We start from the raw sequence: 14945 nt of genomic DNA, 5'->3' as shown, positions 1-14945 counted from the left end.
TCAGAATTTCTTCCTCAGGAATATCTGGACGCGCGCGTCCCGGTGCCCGATGTCGCGGTCCTGCTGGTCGCGAAAATCGATGCCGACCGACAAGCGGTCGGGTTCGCCCGTGGGGTAAAGGCTGGCCGTCAGTCCCCAGCCGCGAACCGCGCGCGGCGCGCCGCCGGCAAGATCGGCGAAGCGCTCGGCTGCCGTCCGCGGTTTCGCAGGGCCGGTGTCGAACAGGGTACCAGCCAGATCGAGGCGATCATCGCGGGTCCAGTGAAGGACGGCGGCGCGCTCGTCGGTACGATAATAGCGGTGCGGGCCGACGATGAACGCCGGGCGCCGCCGCTCGGCAGCATAGGTGCCGGCAAGCGTCAGCGTGTCGCGATCGGAGATATCCTGGGACACGTCGGCACCGATCGCCATCATCGCGAAGCGCTGATAATCGAAACTTTGCGCTGCCGTTCTCGCGGACTCCGACCGTCCTCGCATGGCGGCGAGATGGAAGGCACCGCCTTCCCATTCGCGGCCGACCGCGTGACTTTTGACGATCCCGAGGGCGGCCACGCCGCCGCTCGTCGTCATGGCCTCGGACGTGCTTGTTGCCAAATGTTCAGTCGGCAGGATCGCAAGCGGCACCCGCGCCCCCGAGCGCGCGGGATTGGGAAGCGCCACATGGGTGACGGCAATATTTGGCGCTGCCTCCCGCGCCATCAAGGAGCCGGTAAACAGCAGGGCGCTCATCGCAGCGGCACCAGTCGCCAAAACCCTCATGACATATCCCCCGGGTTCGCAGGGCGCCTGCCAGCCAGGCGCTCGAGGGATCAGACGCCATCGACCTCGCTTTTCCACACCTCCCCCGACGAAGTGCGGATCGGGGAGCCCCGCGGCGTCAATCAGCCGATCTCGAACCGACAGGAGCAGTGCGAGTGAGCAAGAAGATGGCCGGTACGGGCGTGCTGATGGCGATGATGCCGATGCTATTGGGCAGCGTCGCGCTGCCGGCCGTTTCCAAGCCGGAACCGCAGGCGCCGATGAAGGCGCCGCCGGCCGGCCTCTCGATTATGGCCTATAATGTCAAAGGCCTGCCCTGGCCGCTGGCCGCCGACCGAAGCGCCGACTTCGCGCGTATCGAAGCCCGGCTTCTCGCCATGCGAGCGCAGGACGCGCAGCCGCACGTCATCATCCTGCAGGAAGCGTTCACCGAGCCCGCCAAAGCGATCGCGCGGCATAGCGGCTATCGCTTTGTTGTCGAGGGACCTTCTCGCGATCTCACAAGCCCGGTCAAGCCGCAGGAGAGCGACAGAGATTTCATCGAAGGCGCGAGCTTTTTCAAGGGCGAGCGGTCGGGCAAGCAGGTCTCGTCAGGACTGGTCCTCGCGTCGGACTATCCGATCCTCTCGGTGCGCCGCGAGGCCTTTCCCGCCTTTGCCTGCGCGGGTTATGACTGCCTCGCCAACAAGGGCATATTGATGGTCACGATCGCCGTTCCCGGAAGTACGACCCCGGTGACAGTGGTCACCACCCATATGAACAGCAAAAAGGCGTCCGGCGTCAGTCAGGCACGCTCGCTTTATGCCTATCGGCGGCAGGTCGAGGTGATCGACCATTTTCTGGCGCGATACCGCGACCCCGATCTGCCGGTCATCCTGGCGGGTGATTTCAACGCGAGTTCGGCGGAACGACGAACTTACCTCACCGCCCACAGCGCGGCGAACTGGACCACGAAACGCCGGCTTCCGATCGACAATGCGCTCCAGCATTGCCTCAAATCGGATGCACCTTGCGGGCGAACGATCCCAACCATCGCGGCGACGGTGTTTCAGAAGGGTCGTGACTGGCAGTTCTTTTCGCCGGGCTATGACTCCTCGATCCAGGCGATCGCGATGGCGGTGCCGTTCGGCCGCGAGCGCGACGGCACGATGCTGTCCGATCATGTCGGCTATGGCGTGACCTATCGCCTGACTAAGGCGCTCATCCCCCATGCACCGCGGCGTCGCTCGATCGCCTGATCGGGCGAACGGCCGGCCTCAGGCCGCGGGCGCCGGTTCGCGCCGCGTGAGCGCGAGCAGCATCGCGGGCAAGAAGAAGAGAACCAGCGGCACCGCGGCAATCAGGCCGAAGATGATCGCGGTCGCCAGCGGCTGCTGAAGGCCGGCGCCCCGGCTGAGGCCGAGCGCGAGCGGCGCGAGGGTCAGCACCGCGATCAGCGCGGACATCAGAATGGGGCGCAGCCTCTTCCGGCCCGCCTCTGACAGCACCGCCGACGTCATCGGCTTGTCGCGGTCGATTTCGGCGAGAAAGAAGATGACGAGTTCGGCGACCATGCCGACGACCATGGTGAGCCCCATCAGCGCCGAGATATTGAGCTCGATCCCCATGATCCACAGCCCGATCATCACCGCCGCCGCGGTCAGCAGCACCGTCGCGATCGCGGCCACCGTCCAGCCGGCGCGCTCGAACAACAGGGTGATGAGCAACGCGCTGAGCAGCAAAGCAGCCCCGAAGACCAGCGAGAGATCGGCGAAGCTCTTCTGCTGCTCCGCATAAAGCCCGCCATAGTCGACGCGGACCGAGGCGGGCAGCTTGAGCTGGCCGACCGCGCCCTTGATCTCCGCCATCGCCGAGCCGAGATCGCGGGCATCGAGCCGCGCCGTCACGGCGATATAAGGCGCGAGATTCTCGCGCGTTAGCTGCTTTTGTCCGCTCTGCACCGACACGGTCGCGACCGCGGCAAGCCGGATGCTGCTCCCGTCGGGTGCGATAAGCGGCAGGTTTTCGATCCGCGCGACATCGCTGCGCAAATCCTGCGGCGCGCGCACGCGCACGTCGATGAGCTGGGCGCCGATGCGGACCTGTGTCGCCGGGGTGCCGCCGACCGCGGTCTCGAGCTGCGAGGCGATGCTGTCGGGGTCGAGGCCATATTGGGCCGCGGCGCCGGGATCGACCGATATGCTGATCGCATCGCCAGCGACGCGCAGGCCATCGACGACCTCGACGACGCCCGATATCTTGCCGATGCGCTCGCCGATCGCCTTCGCCGCCGCTTCGAGCGCCGCTGTGTCGTCGCCGAACAATTTGACCTCGATCGGTTGCGGGACGGCGGTCAGGTCGCCGATCAGATCCTCCATGAGCTGGATCAGCTCGACCTCGAGCCCCGGCACGTCGGCGGCGATCTTCTCGCGCATGTCGGTCATCACCGCTTCGATATCGCGCCGCGAGCCGGCCTTGAGGCGAATGAAATAATCGCCCTCGTCGGCCTCGGTGAGACCGCCGCCAAGCTGAAGCCCGGTCCGCCGCGAATAGCTGGCAACCTCGGGCGTCGCGCGAATGATCGTCTCGACTCGTTGCAGCAGCGCGTCGGTGTCTTCGAGCGAAGCGCCCGACTGCGCCTTATAATCGAGCACGAACCCGCCCTCGTCCATCTTGGGCATGAACCCCGACGGCACGCTCCGCCAGGCCATATAGCCGCTGACCGCAAGCAGCGCCGCGACGAGCGCCGCGAACAGGACCGGCCGTCCAAAGGCACGCGTGCTCGCGCGCCCATAACGGTCGAGCAGCGGATCGAGGACCTTGTTGGCACGATCGGCGGACTCGGCATCCTTCTCGCGGAGCCAATGGGCCGCCACGAGCGGGATGACGAAGCGGGCGAAAAGCAAGGATATGATGAGCGCTGCCACCATTGTGATCGCCAGCGCCTTGAAAAATCCGCCGGTCACGCCGCTGATAAAGGCAAGTGGCAGGAAGACGACGATCGTCGCCGTGGTCGAGCCGAGCAGCGGCATGCCCATTTCGGCAGCCGCAGCGAGGAGCGGCCCGGGTTCGGTCAACCGCTGCTCCTGCATGCGCCGCATCATATGCTCGAGCATCACGACCGCATCGTCGACCACGAGCCCGACCGCAGCCGCCATGCCGCCAAGCGTCATCATGTTGAAGCTCATGCCGAAGGCGAAAAGCAGCAGGCAGGTGGCGGCGAGCACCGCGGGCAGCATCAGGCCGGTGATGACCATCAATCGCCCCGACCGCAGGAAGACGAAGAGCACGATCCCCGCCAGCAACGCGCCCATCAGGATCGCATCACGCACGGCGTTCGCCGCGCCGACGACGAGCTCGGACTGGTCGTAGAAGGTGGTGACCTTGACCGACGGCGGCAGATGCAGCTCGGCGAGCCGCGCGTCGACCGCTTTTACGATCGCCACGGTGTCGCCCTTCAGCGCCTGGCGAACGTTGACGAGAACCGCCTGCTTGCCGTCGGACGTCACGCGACTGAACGCCGGAGCGGTCGAAGGCGAGATCGCCGCGATCTGGCCGAGCGTTACCACCCCTGCCCCGCCCGCCGCCGCCTTGATCGGGACCGCGCCCAGATCGTCCGCATTGGCGACGCGGTTCTCGATCAGCACCAGATAGAGACGGTGCCGGTCCTCGATCTTGCCGAGACCGCGGACCATATTGGCCTTGCCGAGCGCAGTGACGACATCGGTGAGGCTGATGCCGAGCGATTGCAGCCGCGCCGGATCGACATCGACCGCGAACTCACGGGGGCTGCTCCCCAATATGTCGACGCCGGCGACACCCTCGACCGAGGTCAATGCGGGCAATATCTTGAGATCTGCGATCGTACGAAGCGCCTCGGGGCTGAGGCTGTCCGAGGTCAAGGCAAAGCCGGTGACGGGAAAGATCGTCGGATCGGAGCGCCGCACGTTGAAGCTCGTGCCGGCCGGCAAGGTCGGAAGCAGGGTCGCGAGCGCGCCCTGCGTCGACTGGGCGGCGGCGACCATATCGTCGCCCCACTGGAAATTGAGCGCGACCTCGGCGCTGCCGCGGCTCGTGACCGAACGGACATTGGTCACCCCCGGCACCGCGCGCAGCCCGATCTCGATCGGGCGCGTGATTTCGGCTTCCATCTGCGCGGCGTCGCGGTCGCCGGCATCGACCGACACGACGACCCGCGGATAATCGATGTTGGGAAACAGTCCGACCGGCACGCGCGTCGCCGATACCACGCCCGCGAGCGCAAGCAGGATCACCGCGAGCCAGATCGACCGCGCATGTTTGCTGATGATGTCGGTCACTTTTTCGCGCCCTGAATGCGGGTCTTCATCCCGTCCTCAAGCGCGGTTACGCCAACCGTGGCGACGCGTTCGCCGGCCTTCAGCCCCGACGTGACGCTGATCCGGTCGCCGGTGCGCGGCCCGACGACGATATCGCGCCGCTTGGCGATCGTGTTCGCGATGACGAAGACGAAAGGCTGGCCGCCGTCGTCGAGCAGCGCGGCATAAGGAATGGTGATGCCGCCGGCGATATTGGCAAGCAGCACCCGCCCGGTCAGGCTTTCGCCCGCGCCGACCCCGCGCTCATTCGGTATCTGGACGTAGACCGACGCCAGCTTCGTCACCGGATCGACGACGCTGTCTACCGACAGTACGGGGACGTTGAAGGCCAGCTTGCTGCCGGCCGCGGTAACCTCGACATAGCTCCCCTTGGGAATGCGCCGCGCGATCGCGGGATCGACCCCGAAGCGCGCGCGCAAATCCCCTTCCTTGACCAGCGACACGATCGTCGCCCCGGCGGCGACGAGTTCGCCCGCACTTGCCCCGATCACCTCGACCGTGCCGCTTGCCGGCGCTCGGAGCACCAAAGCCCCGTTGCGGGTCGCGAGGCTCGCGCGCGATGCGTCGGCCGCCTGTTTCGCGGCGCGCGCCGTTTCGACCTCGGCATCGCTCACCAGCCCGTCGGCGCGAAGTCGCCGCGCCCGCGCGTGCGCGAGATCGGCGGCGTTGGCATTCGCCGAGGCGGTGGCGAGATCGAGGCGCGCCGTTGGACTGGGCCTCAGCCGCACCAATATCTGGCCGCGCGCCACGCGGCTACCGACCGGCGTGTCGACCGCCTGGACGATCGCTTCCATCGGGGCGGACAGCGTATATTTGCCCGCACCATTGGCCTCTGTCGCGCCGTAGAGCGTGATCTTCTCATCGATATCGCCGGTGGTGACGGCCGCGACGTCGATCGTCGCGACCGGATCGGCGGTCGCGGCAGAGTCGGTCGAGGCTTGGCAACCGCCCAGCAGACAGGCGAAGGCGAGCGGCAGAACGAGGGATGTCCGGCTGATCATAGGGTCCAGGATTCCTGCGGGGCGCCGACGAGCAGTTCGAGCGCAATGGTTTGTTCGGCGATCGCCTGTTCGGACTGGAGAAGCAGCAATTGCCGGTCACGAAGGCTCTGCTCGGCAACTTCCGCGGTCGCCAGCGCGAGGTCGCCGCGCTGCGCGGCGCGGCGGCTCGCTTTCGCAAAGTTTTCGATAGCGGGCATGCCAGCGCGCAGGATCTCATATTGCTGGCGCGCGATCGCGAGGCCCGACACCGCGGCGGCGATATCGGCGCGGGTCTGGAACAGGCGCGCATCATATTCCTGATGGAGCGCTTCGCGCGTGGCCTCGGCGACCGCGATACCGCCGCGATTGCGGTTCCATAGCGGAAGCGTGAAGCCGATAGACGGACCGAGCAGTTTGTTTCCGCCGGTATCGCGCGCACCGCTGATCGTGAGATCAAGGCTCGGAAACTGTTCAAGGATCGCGCGGCGCACGGCAGCTTCCTGCGCATCATAGCCAGCACGCAGCGCCTCAAGGTCGCTGCGACCGGTAAGCGCCATCGCGAGGAGGCGATTCGCGTCAGGCACTGCCGCCGGTATCGGCGCCGGGGCCAGCCGCAGCGCATAGTCCGGCGGCAAGCCAAGCAGACGGTGAAGCTCGGAGCGTGCGGCCTGAAGATTGGTCTGGGCACTGCGAAAATTGCTCTGGGCGTCAAGCGCGGCGATGCGCGAGGACTGGACCTGGTCGGGCGAAATGTCGCCGCGGCCCGCCGCCTTCAGATAGCGGCCGAGAAGCGCTTCGCTTGCGTCGGCGCTGGTCGCCGCATTGGCAAGCGCCTGCTCGAGCGCGAGAACGCGCACCGCCTGCAGCCGTGCATTGCACGCGGTCTGCCACTCGGCCCAGGCGAGATCGAGCCGCACCTGCCGCGCCTCGGCGACCGCCTGCGCGCGCTGGACCTTTTGCGCACGCAGCGCATTCAGGCTGAACCCCAGCGTGCCCGCGATATTGTCGAGCGGGTCCGGTCCCGAAAGAATATGGTCGACGCCGAAGCTGAAGGTCGGGTCGGGCAGCAGTCCCGCGGCAAAGACCTGCGCATCGCCAACACCGGCGCGCGCGCGCTGCGCCTTGAGATCGGGATTGGCGATCACAGCGAGGATCGCGATGCCATTGGGATCGAGCGGCGCCGAAAGGTCGAGCGCGACGGGCTTCAGATAGGGCCGGTCGATCGTCGCAGCGTCGCGCGACAGGATATCGTTCAGCGGGGCCTGAAGCGACGGCGCGGCACCGGCATCGACGAGAAGCGGCTTTGGCTCGTAGTGAGCGCATGCTGCCAGCGGGAAGAGCAGCAACGCTGTAGAGAAGGTGCAGAACCGCGTGGTCATTCTCGAACGATAGCCCTTTCGCGTCCGGACGCACGCCATTAACACCTCGACATCATTCACAATATTGGAATCGCGCGGAATCGACATTGGGCTGTTGACGCCGCTGCGGGACAGAATCCGCACCGCAGGACGAAAAATCGGTCGACGCTCCGGCGCAGCCACGCTCAAGCCGGCCGGAATGCGAGCGGCAAGGTCGCGGGCGACTGGAAGCCGCCGGTCACAAGCAATGGCGCGGCGATGAAGATCGCGATCACGAGCGTGCGGATGAACGTGGCATAATGGGGGTCGATCTTCTCGACCCCGAGTTTGGCAAAAACGGCCATGAGCGCGGCGAAGCAAGCCGAAAGCAGGGCCCAGGGAAGCCAGTTGTTCAGCATGGCATCGCCATTGCGCGACAATGAGCGCGGTGAACCCGCCGTGCAAGCTTTCAGGCAGTCGCAAATTTCGTCATGCGTCACCCGCAGCGACCTTGGCCGGCGCGCTCACTCGGCCATGGCCGAACATGTTCGGCGATGCGCACCGGGCAGCGGTGATGGGGGAGTGAGACGCGGGCGCTTACCGGCCTTCGTCGGCCATCCTCCGGCAGGTTGTCGGCACGTTACTTTCCGACACTCTGCCACACGCCGCCCCAATCGGCGGCCGGTGGGGCCGTGCGAAAGGCTCTGACCCGATCCGCGAAAACCTGCGCCGGCCCGTCGCCGGGTGCGATTTCCAGACACCGGGCAAAGGCGCTCCCGGCTCGGTCCCAGTCACCCGCCCGGTAGTCGGCGAGACCATTTTCGAACGTCTCGCGCAAATCGAGCATCGCATCGCCGACCTCGCCGACCTCGCCCAGCAACTCATAGACCCGCACCGCCTCGCTTTTGCCCACTGCCGCCAACAGGTCGATCTCGCGCGTTTCGATCCGGTGCGAAACCTGCCGCACCGTCGCTTCGTCGGCGAGGATCATCGTGCCATAGGCCTTGTTCGCTCCTTCCAGCCGCGACGCGATGTTCACCGTGTCGCCCATGATGGTGAAGTTGCGCGATGCCGTCGATCCGATCGACCCGACGACGACATCGCCCGACGCGAGCCCGATCCGGACCGCGATCCGCGGAGCGCCGCGGCGCAGCCCCATCAACTCAGGCAGTTCCAGTTCGAGCCGATCGATTTGCGCACGCTGTTCCAGCGCGGCCCGAACGGCCGAAAGCGCGGGGTCGTCGGGGGTGAACGGAGGCCCCCAATAGGCCATGATCGCATCGCCGATATATTTGTCGATCACCCCGCGATGAAGCTGGATCGGCTCGGCCGCCAACGACAGATACCGGTTGATCAGCTTGACCAAAGCCGTCGGAGTCAGGGTTTCCGAAATCGCGCTAAAACCCTGAAGGTCGGAGAAGAATACCGTCATCTCTCGCTTTTCGCCCGCTTCCAGTTCGGCGCGGCGCTCACCCAGCAGGCGGTCGACGACGCGCGGATCGAGGTAGCTGGAAAATGTATCCTTCATCGCGGCCTTGGTCCTCAGCTCGCCGACCATCGACGAAAAGGCATGGGCCAACTGGCCGATCTCGTCGCGCGACTGGGATTTCAGCGAGACGTCGAGATTGCCGCGACCGACTTCTTCGGCGCCATCGATCAGGCTTTGCACCGGGACCATCATCCGGCGGGTGATCATCAGCGACAGGATAATGCCGATCAGGAACGCGAGAATCGCGAGCAACAGGCTTTCGACCGATATGATGAAACTGCGATGTTCCATCGCCGCCAGACGCTCCTCATGCGCCCGGGCCAGCGCGTCGGACTCGGTTCCCATGCGTTCGAGCGACGCAAGCACGCGCTTTTCATCGCCGGTCGCGGCGGCCTCGCGTTCGATATTGCCGTTCAGCATCGCGGGCGCGGCCGGGTCGATATAGGCGCCGACGCTGCGCCGATAGGCGGCATGGTCGCGCTGTACCGACTCGCTTTCCAACTGCAGCCGGCCGAGGATGATTGCCACCTCGACGGGAATTTCGGTGCCCTGGTATCGCCGGATCGCCTTTTGCAGCATGGTCAGTCGGCGATCGACATCGTCATTGAGCTCTTCAAACCGCGCCAGTTCCGCGGCGTGGCGCGCCGGATCGCGCAGTTGCGGGCCGCCGTAACGCAGCGCCCTTTCGGTCGCGAGTTCCTCATTCGCGGTTTCCTGTTCGATCGCCGCGATTTCCTGGCGGAGCGGTTCAAGGACCTGTTCGAGCAATATCGTCTCGCGATTGACGCGCGCCGCCTGCGTGAACGACCACAGCGCCGCGACCAACATGATCGACAACAATACCACGGACAAGCCGACGAACTTGCGTCCGATCGTCCAGCGACCAAGCCTCATGGGCGCATCGTCGGCCGGACCGACTCGTTCCTCGGCTGTCATGTCCATCGCGTTCCCCTCGCGCGGCGGGACTATAGCAGGCGGGTTAATCTTTTGAGGCCGAATGTCCGCGTCGGTGCCGATCGTCGGCGTTTGGATGGTCCTGTTTCGGGTGCTAACGCCCCCTCATCGGGTCGCTTATGCTTGAACGTCCTTCGTCTTGCCAAAGCCGATCAAGATGCGATTTGGACCATTGCATCTGTCCATCGCTTACTGGGTGCGCCGATTGTGGTCGTCGGGCGTTCGGACGATCTACGCACCACTGGAATCCCCCTTCGCCTTGGTAACGAAGATGCTGGCTCCATCGGGCAATGCGGCGCTCGGCTGACGAATGCTCACGATGACTTCGAAAGTCCCACCATTCCAATATTTGCGTATATTCGAGGCTGCCCGGCCCCTCGGCCGGCCACCGAGGACGATGGAGAAGCACCGTCTCGATGGAACCGGCCCGCGGTACGAAAACTCAAGACCAGCCTGTATCTCAAGCGCGCAGCTAAGGGAGATAACGGCCCGGCATGCCGATCGCTGCAAACTCCTTCATTCGGACTGCCAATTTTGATTCGGCACGTTCGGGATGGCGGCTGACGGGTCCGCGTTGCTGCGACGTCATCGACCAAATCGTCTTTGACCAGGGTGTCGGTACCGCGATCCGCGGTTCGTTCCGGACATGCCGAACCGACCAGTTCCGGAGGATTTCGGGAACTGGTCGGACAGCGGGCCGGCTCAAGCTGGCGAGTGCCGGGGTTCAGCCCTTGCAGGCCTGCTTGTTCTTGTTGCCCGCGAGGCGGCAGTCATAGGTGACCTTCTTGCCGTTGCTCAGCGTCGCCTTGGCGAGATGGGTAGTCTGCCGGGTCGACGCGACCCGCTTGGGCGCCGCAACCTTGGTGGCCTTGGCGGCCTTGGGCGCCACGGTCTGTTTCGCCAGGGTGTGCGTCGCTGCCGGTTTGGCGGTGGTCGTCGAAGCGGACGGTGCCGATGCGAAGACCGGAGCGGCGATCATCATCGTCGACGCAAGGCCGAAGCCGATGAGGGTACGAAAGCGTGCCATATTCTTCTCTCCATAGAAATCCGCATGGGTGCGGACGGGACGATCCGGGGTGTCCAGGCGGGACCGGGGCCAGAGGGAGTCAGGGGGGGGGGATGGTCCCGCCTTGGACACCCTCTTTCTAGGCCGGCCGATCCAACCGGGGCATGGCCGCGACATGACAATATCGTAATCCTCGCGCCAGCTTCCGGACGAACCCGCGCGCCTATTGTCGCCCCATCAACCGACGGGAGCCAAGCGCGATGACCATTCCGATTGCGAAGGACCTCCCATGAAAAAATGGCTTTTTGCTTTGTTCCTCACCTTCGCCATCGCGTCGGCGGCCTATCTCCATGCCGGCTATTATAACGGTCCGCTGTTCCACGACATGCCGGCCGCCGATGCCGGCCCCGCCAAACCCGCGATCGTCATGCTCTCGGGCGACATGGGCAACCGGGTCGGGATGACGCCCAGGGTTGCGGCGCGGCTGGGCGCGCGCGGCTATGCGATCGTCACCGTCAACTCGCTGACCTATTTCTCGCCGCGCCGGACGCCCGAGGAAACCGCCGAACTGATCAAGACGGCGATGGTCCGGGCGATGAAGCTGGGAAAGACCGATCATGTCGTGCTGATCGGCCAGTCCTTTGGCGCCGATATGCTGCACGCCGGCCTCGCGCAATTCTCCGCCGTGGCGCGCCAGCCGATCCGGGCGGTGGTGCTGATCGTGCCCGGCGAGGACATCATCTTCCGCGCCTCGCCGATCGAGCTCGCCGGCCTCGAAACCCCCGACCAGCGCGCCTATCCGACCGCATCGCGGCTCCGCTGGGTGCCCGTGACCTGCATCCACGGTGCCGACGAAGCGGGCAGCCTGTGCCCCGAACTTCAGTTGCCGAACGTCCGTCGCATCACCCTGCCCGGCGGGCACAAGCTTAATTCGGACGCCCGCGCGCTCGAAGCGGCGATCCTGCCCGCGATCCGGGGTGCACAGTCAGCAAGGAGCATATGACATGAGAGTTTTGGCCATGGCGCTGCTTCTGGCGCTATCTGGCGGCGCCCACGCCGCAACCACCGCGACACCGTTCGGCCTGTGGCAGAATCCCAAGGGGACGCTGCTGGTGCGGACGCACAGCTGCGGCCCGCTGCTCTGCGGCAATATCGTCTGGGCCGGTCCAAAGGCGATCGCCGACGCGCGCGAGGCCGGGGTGACGTCGCTGGTCGGCACCGAATTGCTCAGCGACTATCGCGCAAACGGTCGCGGCCGCTGGACCGGACAGGTCTACGTCCCCGATCAGGGACGTCGCTTTTATTCGACGATCGAATTAGAAAGCGCAAACAGCTTGCGGATATCCGGCTGTATTCTCGGCGGACTGATCTGCAAGCATCAGGAGTGGACGCGGCGGTGACCGCATTCGACAATGGCATGGTGTGGGTCCGGCACAACAAGCGGATCCTGTCGATCGGTGCCGCGCTGCTCGTCGCGGCGCTCGGCCTCGCCGCGCTGTTCCGGCTGCTCCATTCGGTCCGGCCGCACGAGGTCCGCCATGCCTTCGATGCCTTGTCGGCGGGTCAGATCGGTGCAGCATTGCTGCTGACGGTCGCGAGCTATCTGATGCTGACGCTCTACGACCGGTTCGCGCTGCGGGTCATCGATCGGACATTGCCCTGGCGAACCTATGCGCTCGCGTCGTTCACCAGCTATACGCTCAGCCACAATCTGGGGCTGGCGCTGCTCACCGGCGGGTCGGCGCGCTACCGCGTCTATCGCGCGGCGGGGCTGAGCGGGGGCGAGATCGGCAGCGTGATCGCGCTGGCCAGCCTCAGCTTCTGGAACGGTGTGATCCTGCTGGCCGGGCTCGCCGCCGTGACAAGCACGCATATCCTGCCCTTCTTCGATTGGGGGCTGTCGCTCCACTGGCTGCATCTCGCCGGGCTGGTCGTGCTGACCCTCTGCCTCATCCCGTTGCTGCTGCGCCATTTCGGGTTGAAGGTCGTCGACATCGGCGGCTGGCGCACCCCGCTGCCGAACCTGACGCGCAGCGCGGGGATGACCGCGGTCGCCGCGCTCGACCTCGCCGCCGCCAGTGCGGCGCTCTATGTCCTGCTCCCTGCCCCCGACCCCGCCGCCTATCCCGCCTTTTTCCTGGGCTATGCGCTCGCGATCATCGCCGCGCTGATCAGCCATGTGCCCGGCGGGCTGGGGGTGTTCGAGGCGGTGGTGATCGCGACGGTACCCGGCGACAAGGCGCAGTTGCTCGCCGCCCTGCTCGCCTACCGTGTCCTCTATTACCTGCTGCCCTTGCTGGTCGCGGCGCTGCTGCTCGCCTGGCACGAAAGCAAGGCCTGGCGGCCGCCGGCGAGGGAGATTGCGCAAGCGGGCCAGTCGCTGCTCCGCGAGCTCGCGCCGCCGCTGCTGGCCGCGCTCGTGTTCGCGGGCGGGCTGATCCTGCTGCTGTCGGGTGCAACCCCTGCCGAGGTCAGCCGCATGCACGACCTCAAGCCTATCCTGCCGCTGCCCTTTGTCGAGGCGTCGCATATCGCCGCCAGCCTGTCGGGGACGCTGCTGCTCTTCCTCGCCCCCGGATTGCTCCGCCGCCTCGACGGCGCCTTTGTCGCGACCCGTGCGCTGCTGCTCGCCGCCATCGTCTTTTCGCTCGCCAAGGGCTTCGACTATGAAGAAGCGCTGATTCTGTCGGCGATCTGCGCCGCGCTCCAATGGAGCCGGCCCGCCTTCTACCGCACGACATCGTTGCTCGATGCACCGCTGTCGAGCGGCTGGATCGTTGCCGCGATGACCGCCGTCATGGCGTCGGCCTTCGCGGGCTTTTTTGCCTATAAACATGTCGCCTACACCAGCAGCCTGTGGTGGCAGTTCAGCCTGAACGGCGATGCACCACGCTTTTTGCGCACGCTGTTCGGTGTCGCGGTGCTGGTCTCCGGTCTCGCGCTGTGGAGGCTGCTCGCGCCATCGTCGCGGGCGATGGGCGACACGACGATCGGCTTCGATCGGCTCCAACCCGCGCTGGCCGTCGCCGACCATAGCGACGCCTTCCTTGCCTTCACCGGCGACAAAAATTTCCTGCTCGCCGAAGAGGGCGACGCCTTCCTGATGTACCGGGTGCAGGACGCAAACTGGATCGTGATGGGCGACCCCGTCGGGCGCGAGGAGCGCTGGGCCGACCTGCTGTGGAAATTGCGCGAACGCGCCGACGCCGCGCAGGGCCGCATCCTGCTCTATCAGATCAGCGCCGCGTGCCTGCCGCCCGCGATCGATCTGGGTCTGTCGATCGTCAAATATGGCGAGGAGGCGCGGGTCGACCTCGCCGCCTTTTCGCTGGCCGGTCCGCAGGCCAAATCGCTGCGCCATTCGGAACGTCGCGCGATCCAGGAAGGCGCCACCTTCGCCATCATCCCGGCGGCCGAAGTTCCACAACATCTGACCGAACTCAAGGCCGTGTCGGACGATTGGCTCGATGCGAAAAAACAGCGCGAAAAGGCGTTCAGCCTCGGCAGCTTCGACCCCGCCTATCTGACGCACTTCCCCTGCGCCGTCGTGCGCGTCGGCGGGCGCATCGTCGCTTTTGCCAACATCCTTGCGACCCCGAACCGAGCGGAAATGTCGGTCGACCTGATGCGCCATGCGCGCGATGTTCCTTATGGCGCGATGGATTATCTTTTCGTTCGCCTGATCCAATATGCGCAGGCGGAGGGCTATCGATGGTTCACGCTGGGAATCGCGCCATTGTCGGGAATCGACGGGCGCAAACTGGCGCCGGCGTGGGCGCGCGGCGCCGCTTTCCTGTTCCGGCACGGCGAGATGCTTTATGGCTTCGAGGGGCTGCGAAGCTACAAGGCCAAGTTCGCGACGCATTGGGAACCACGCTATATCGCCGGGTCGCGCGGCATGGCGTTCGCCCGCGGCATGACCGCGGTGCATCACATCGTCTCGCGCCCCGCCCGCACGAAGGAGGAGCGCGCGGCCGCCAGGCCAGCGGCGCGCGACCCCGCCCCTGTGGCTTCATCTTCGCCATGACGATGCAAGCGCGTATAGACGCCTGTCGGACACACCGCTCCGGGTTGGAAAGTTTC

General features: G+C 65.8%; 11 protein-coding genes. 4 read left to right on the top strand and 7 right to left on the bottom strand.

What is annotated here, in order from left to right:
• On the bottom strand, window positions 1-837 hold the full coding sequence (locus AC07U1_RS10700; RefSeq protein ID WP_495176537.1) for a hypothetical protein: 837 nt from the start codon (window positions 835-837) through the stop codon (window positions 1-3).
• Between the two features lie 77 nt (window positions 838-914).
• Between AC07U1_RS10700 and AC07U1_RS10695 the strand changes: the two genes are divergently transcribed.
• Complete coding sequence (locus AC07U1_RS10695) at window positions 915-1997, top strand: endonuclease/exonuclease/phosphatase family protein (protein ID WP_495176538.1); 1083 nt, start codon at window positions 915-917, stop codon at window positions 1995-1997.
• An 18-nt stretch (window positions 1998-2015) separates the two neighbouring features.
• Here the strand turns inward: AC07U1_RS10695 and AC07U1_RS10690 are convergent, their stop codons facing one another.
• The 6 genes from AC07U1_RS10690 to AC07U1_RS10665 all read right to left on the bottom strand — a co-directional run bounded on the left by AC07U1_RS10690 (window position 2016) and on the right by AC07U1_RS10665 (window position 10883).
• Entirely contained in the window at window positions 2016-5057 is a 3042-nt protein-coding gene (locus AC07U1_RS10690; protein WP_495176539.1) for an efflux RND transporter permease subunit, read from the bottom strand.
• Complete coding sequence (locus tag AC07U1_RS10685; RefSeq protein WP_495176540.1) at window positions 5054-6097, bottom strand: efflux RND transporter periplasmic adaptor subunit; 1044 nt, start codon at window positions 6095-6097, stop codon at window positions 5054-5056. The genes AC07U1_RS10690 and AC07U1_RS10685 overlap by 4 nt, the downstream gene beginning before the upstream one ends.
• On the bottom strand, window positions 6094-7455 hold the full coding sequence (locus AC07U1_RS10680; RefSeq protein WP_495176541.1) for a TolC family protein: 1362 nt from the start codon (window positions 7453-7455) through the stop codon (window positions 6094-6096). Before AC07U1_RS10680 ends, AC07U1_RS10685 begins: the two co-directional genes overlap by 4 nt.
• 164 nt (window positions 7456-7619) lie before the next feature.
• On the bottom strand, window positions 7620-7913 hold the full coding sequence (locus tag AC07U1_RS10675; RefSeq protein WP_495176542.1) for an EamA family transporter: 294 nt from the start codon (window positions 7911-7913) through the stop codon (window positions 7620-7622).
• Between the two features lie 140 nt (window positions 7914-8053).
• Window positions 8054-9844 carry an adenylate/guanylate cyclase domain-containing protein gene (locus AC07U1_RS10670; RefSeq protein WP_495176543.1) on the bottom strand — a complete coding sequence of 597 codons (1791 nt, stop codon included), beginning with the start codon at window positions 9842-9844 and terminating at the stop codon, window positions 8054-8056.
• 736 nt (window positions 9845-10580) lie between these two features.
• Entirely contained in the window at window positions 10581-10883 is a 303-nt protein-coding gene (locus AC07U1_RS10665) for a hypothetical protein (protein ID WP_495176544.1), read from the bottom strand.
• Window positions 10884-11151: 268 nt separating this feature from the next.
• Between AC07U1_RS10665 and AC07U1_RS10660 the strand changes: the two genes are divergently transcribed.
• From AC07U1_RS10660 to mprF, 3 genes are read left to right on the top strand one after another with little or no spacing between them, the layout of a single operon-like run.
• Window positions 11152-11865 carry an AcvB/VirJ family lysyl-phosphatidylglycerol hydrolase gene (locus AC07U1_RS10660; RefSeq protein ID WP_495176545.1) on the top strand — a complete coding sequence of 238 codons (714 nt, stop codon included), beginning with the start codon at window positions 11152-11154 and terminating at the stop codon, window positions 11863-11865.
• A gap of 1 nt (window position 11866) precedes the next feature.
• A complete protein-coding gene (locus AC07U1_RS10655; RefSeq protein WP_187140860.1) occupies window positions 11867-12262 on the top strand; it encodes a DUF2147 domain-containing protein in 396 nt (131 codons plus the stop codon).
• Complete coding sequence (mprF, locus tag AC07U1_RS10650) at window positions 12259-14889, top strand: bifunctional lysylphosphatidylglycerol flippase/synthetase MprF (RefSeq protein WP_495176546.1); 2631 nt, start codon at window positions 12259-12261, stop codon at window positions 14887-14889. Before AC07U1_RS10655 ends, mprF begins: the two co-directional genes overlap by 4 nt.
• Window positions 14890-14945 lie beyond the last annotated feature (56 nt).

Source organism: Sphingopyxis sp. GW821-FHT02C12, assembly GCF_059421785.1.
The sequence above is the reverse complement of the archived record's forward strand: the minus strand, read 5'-3'. Positions and strand labels throughout refer to the sequence as shown.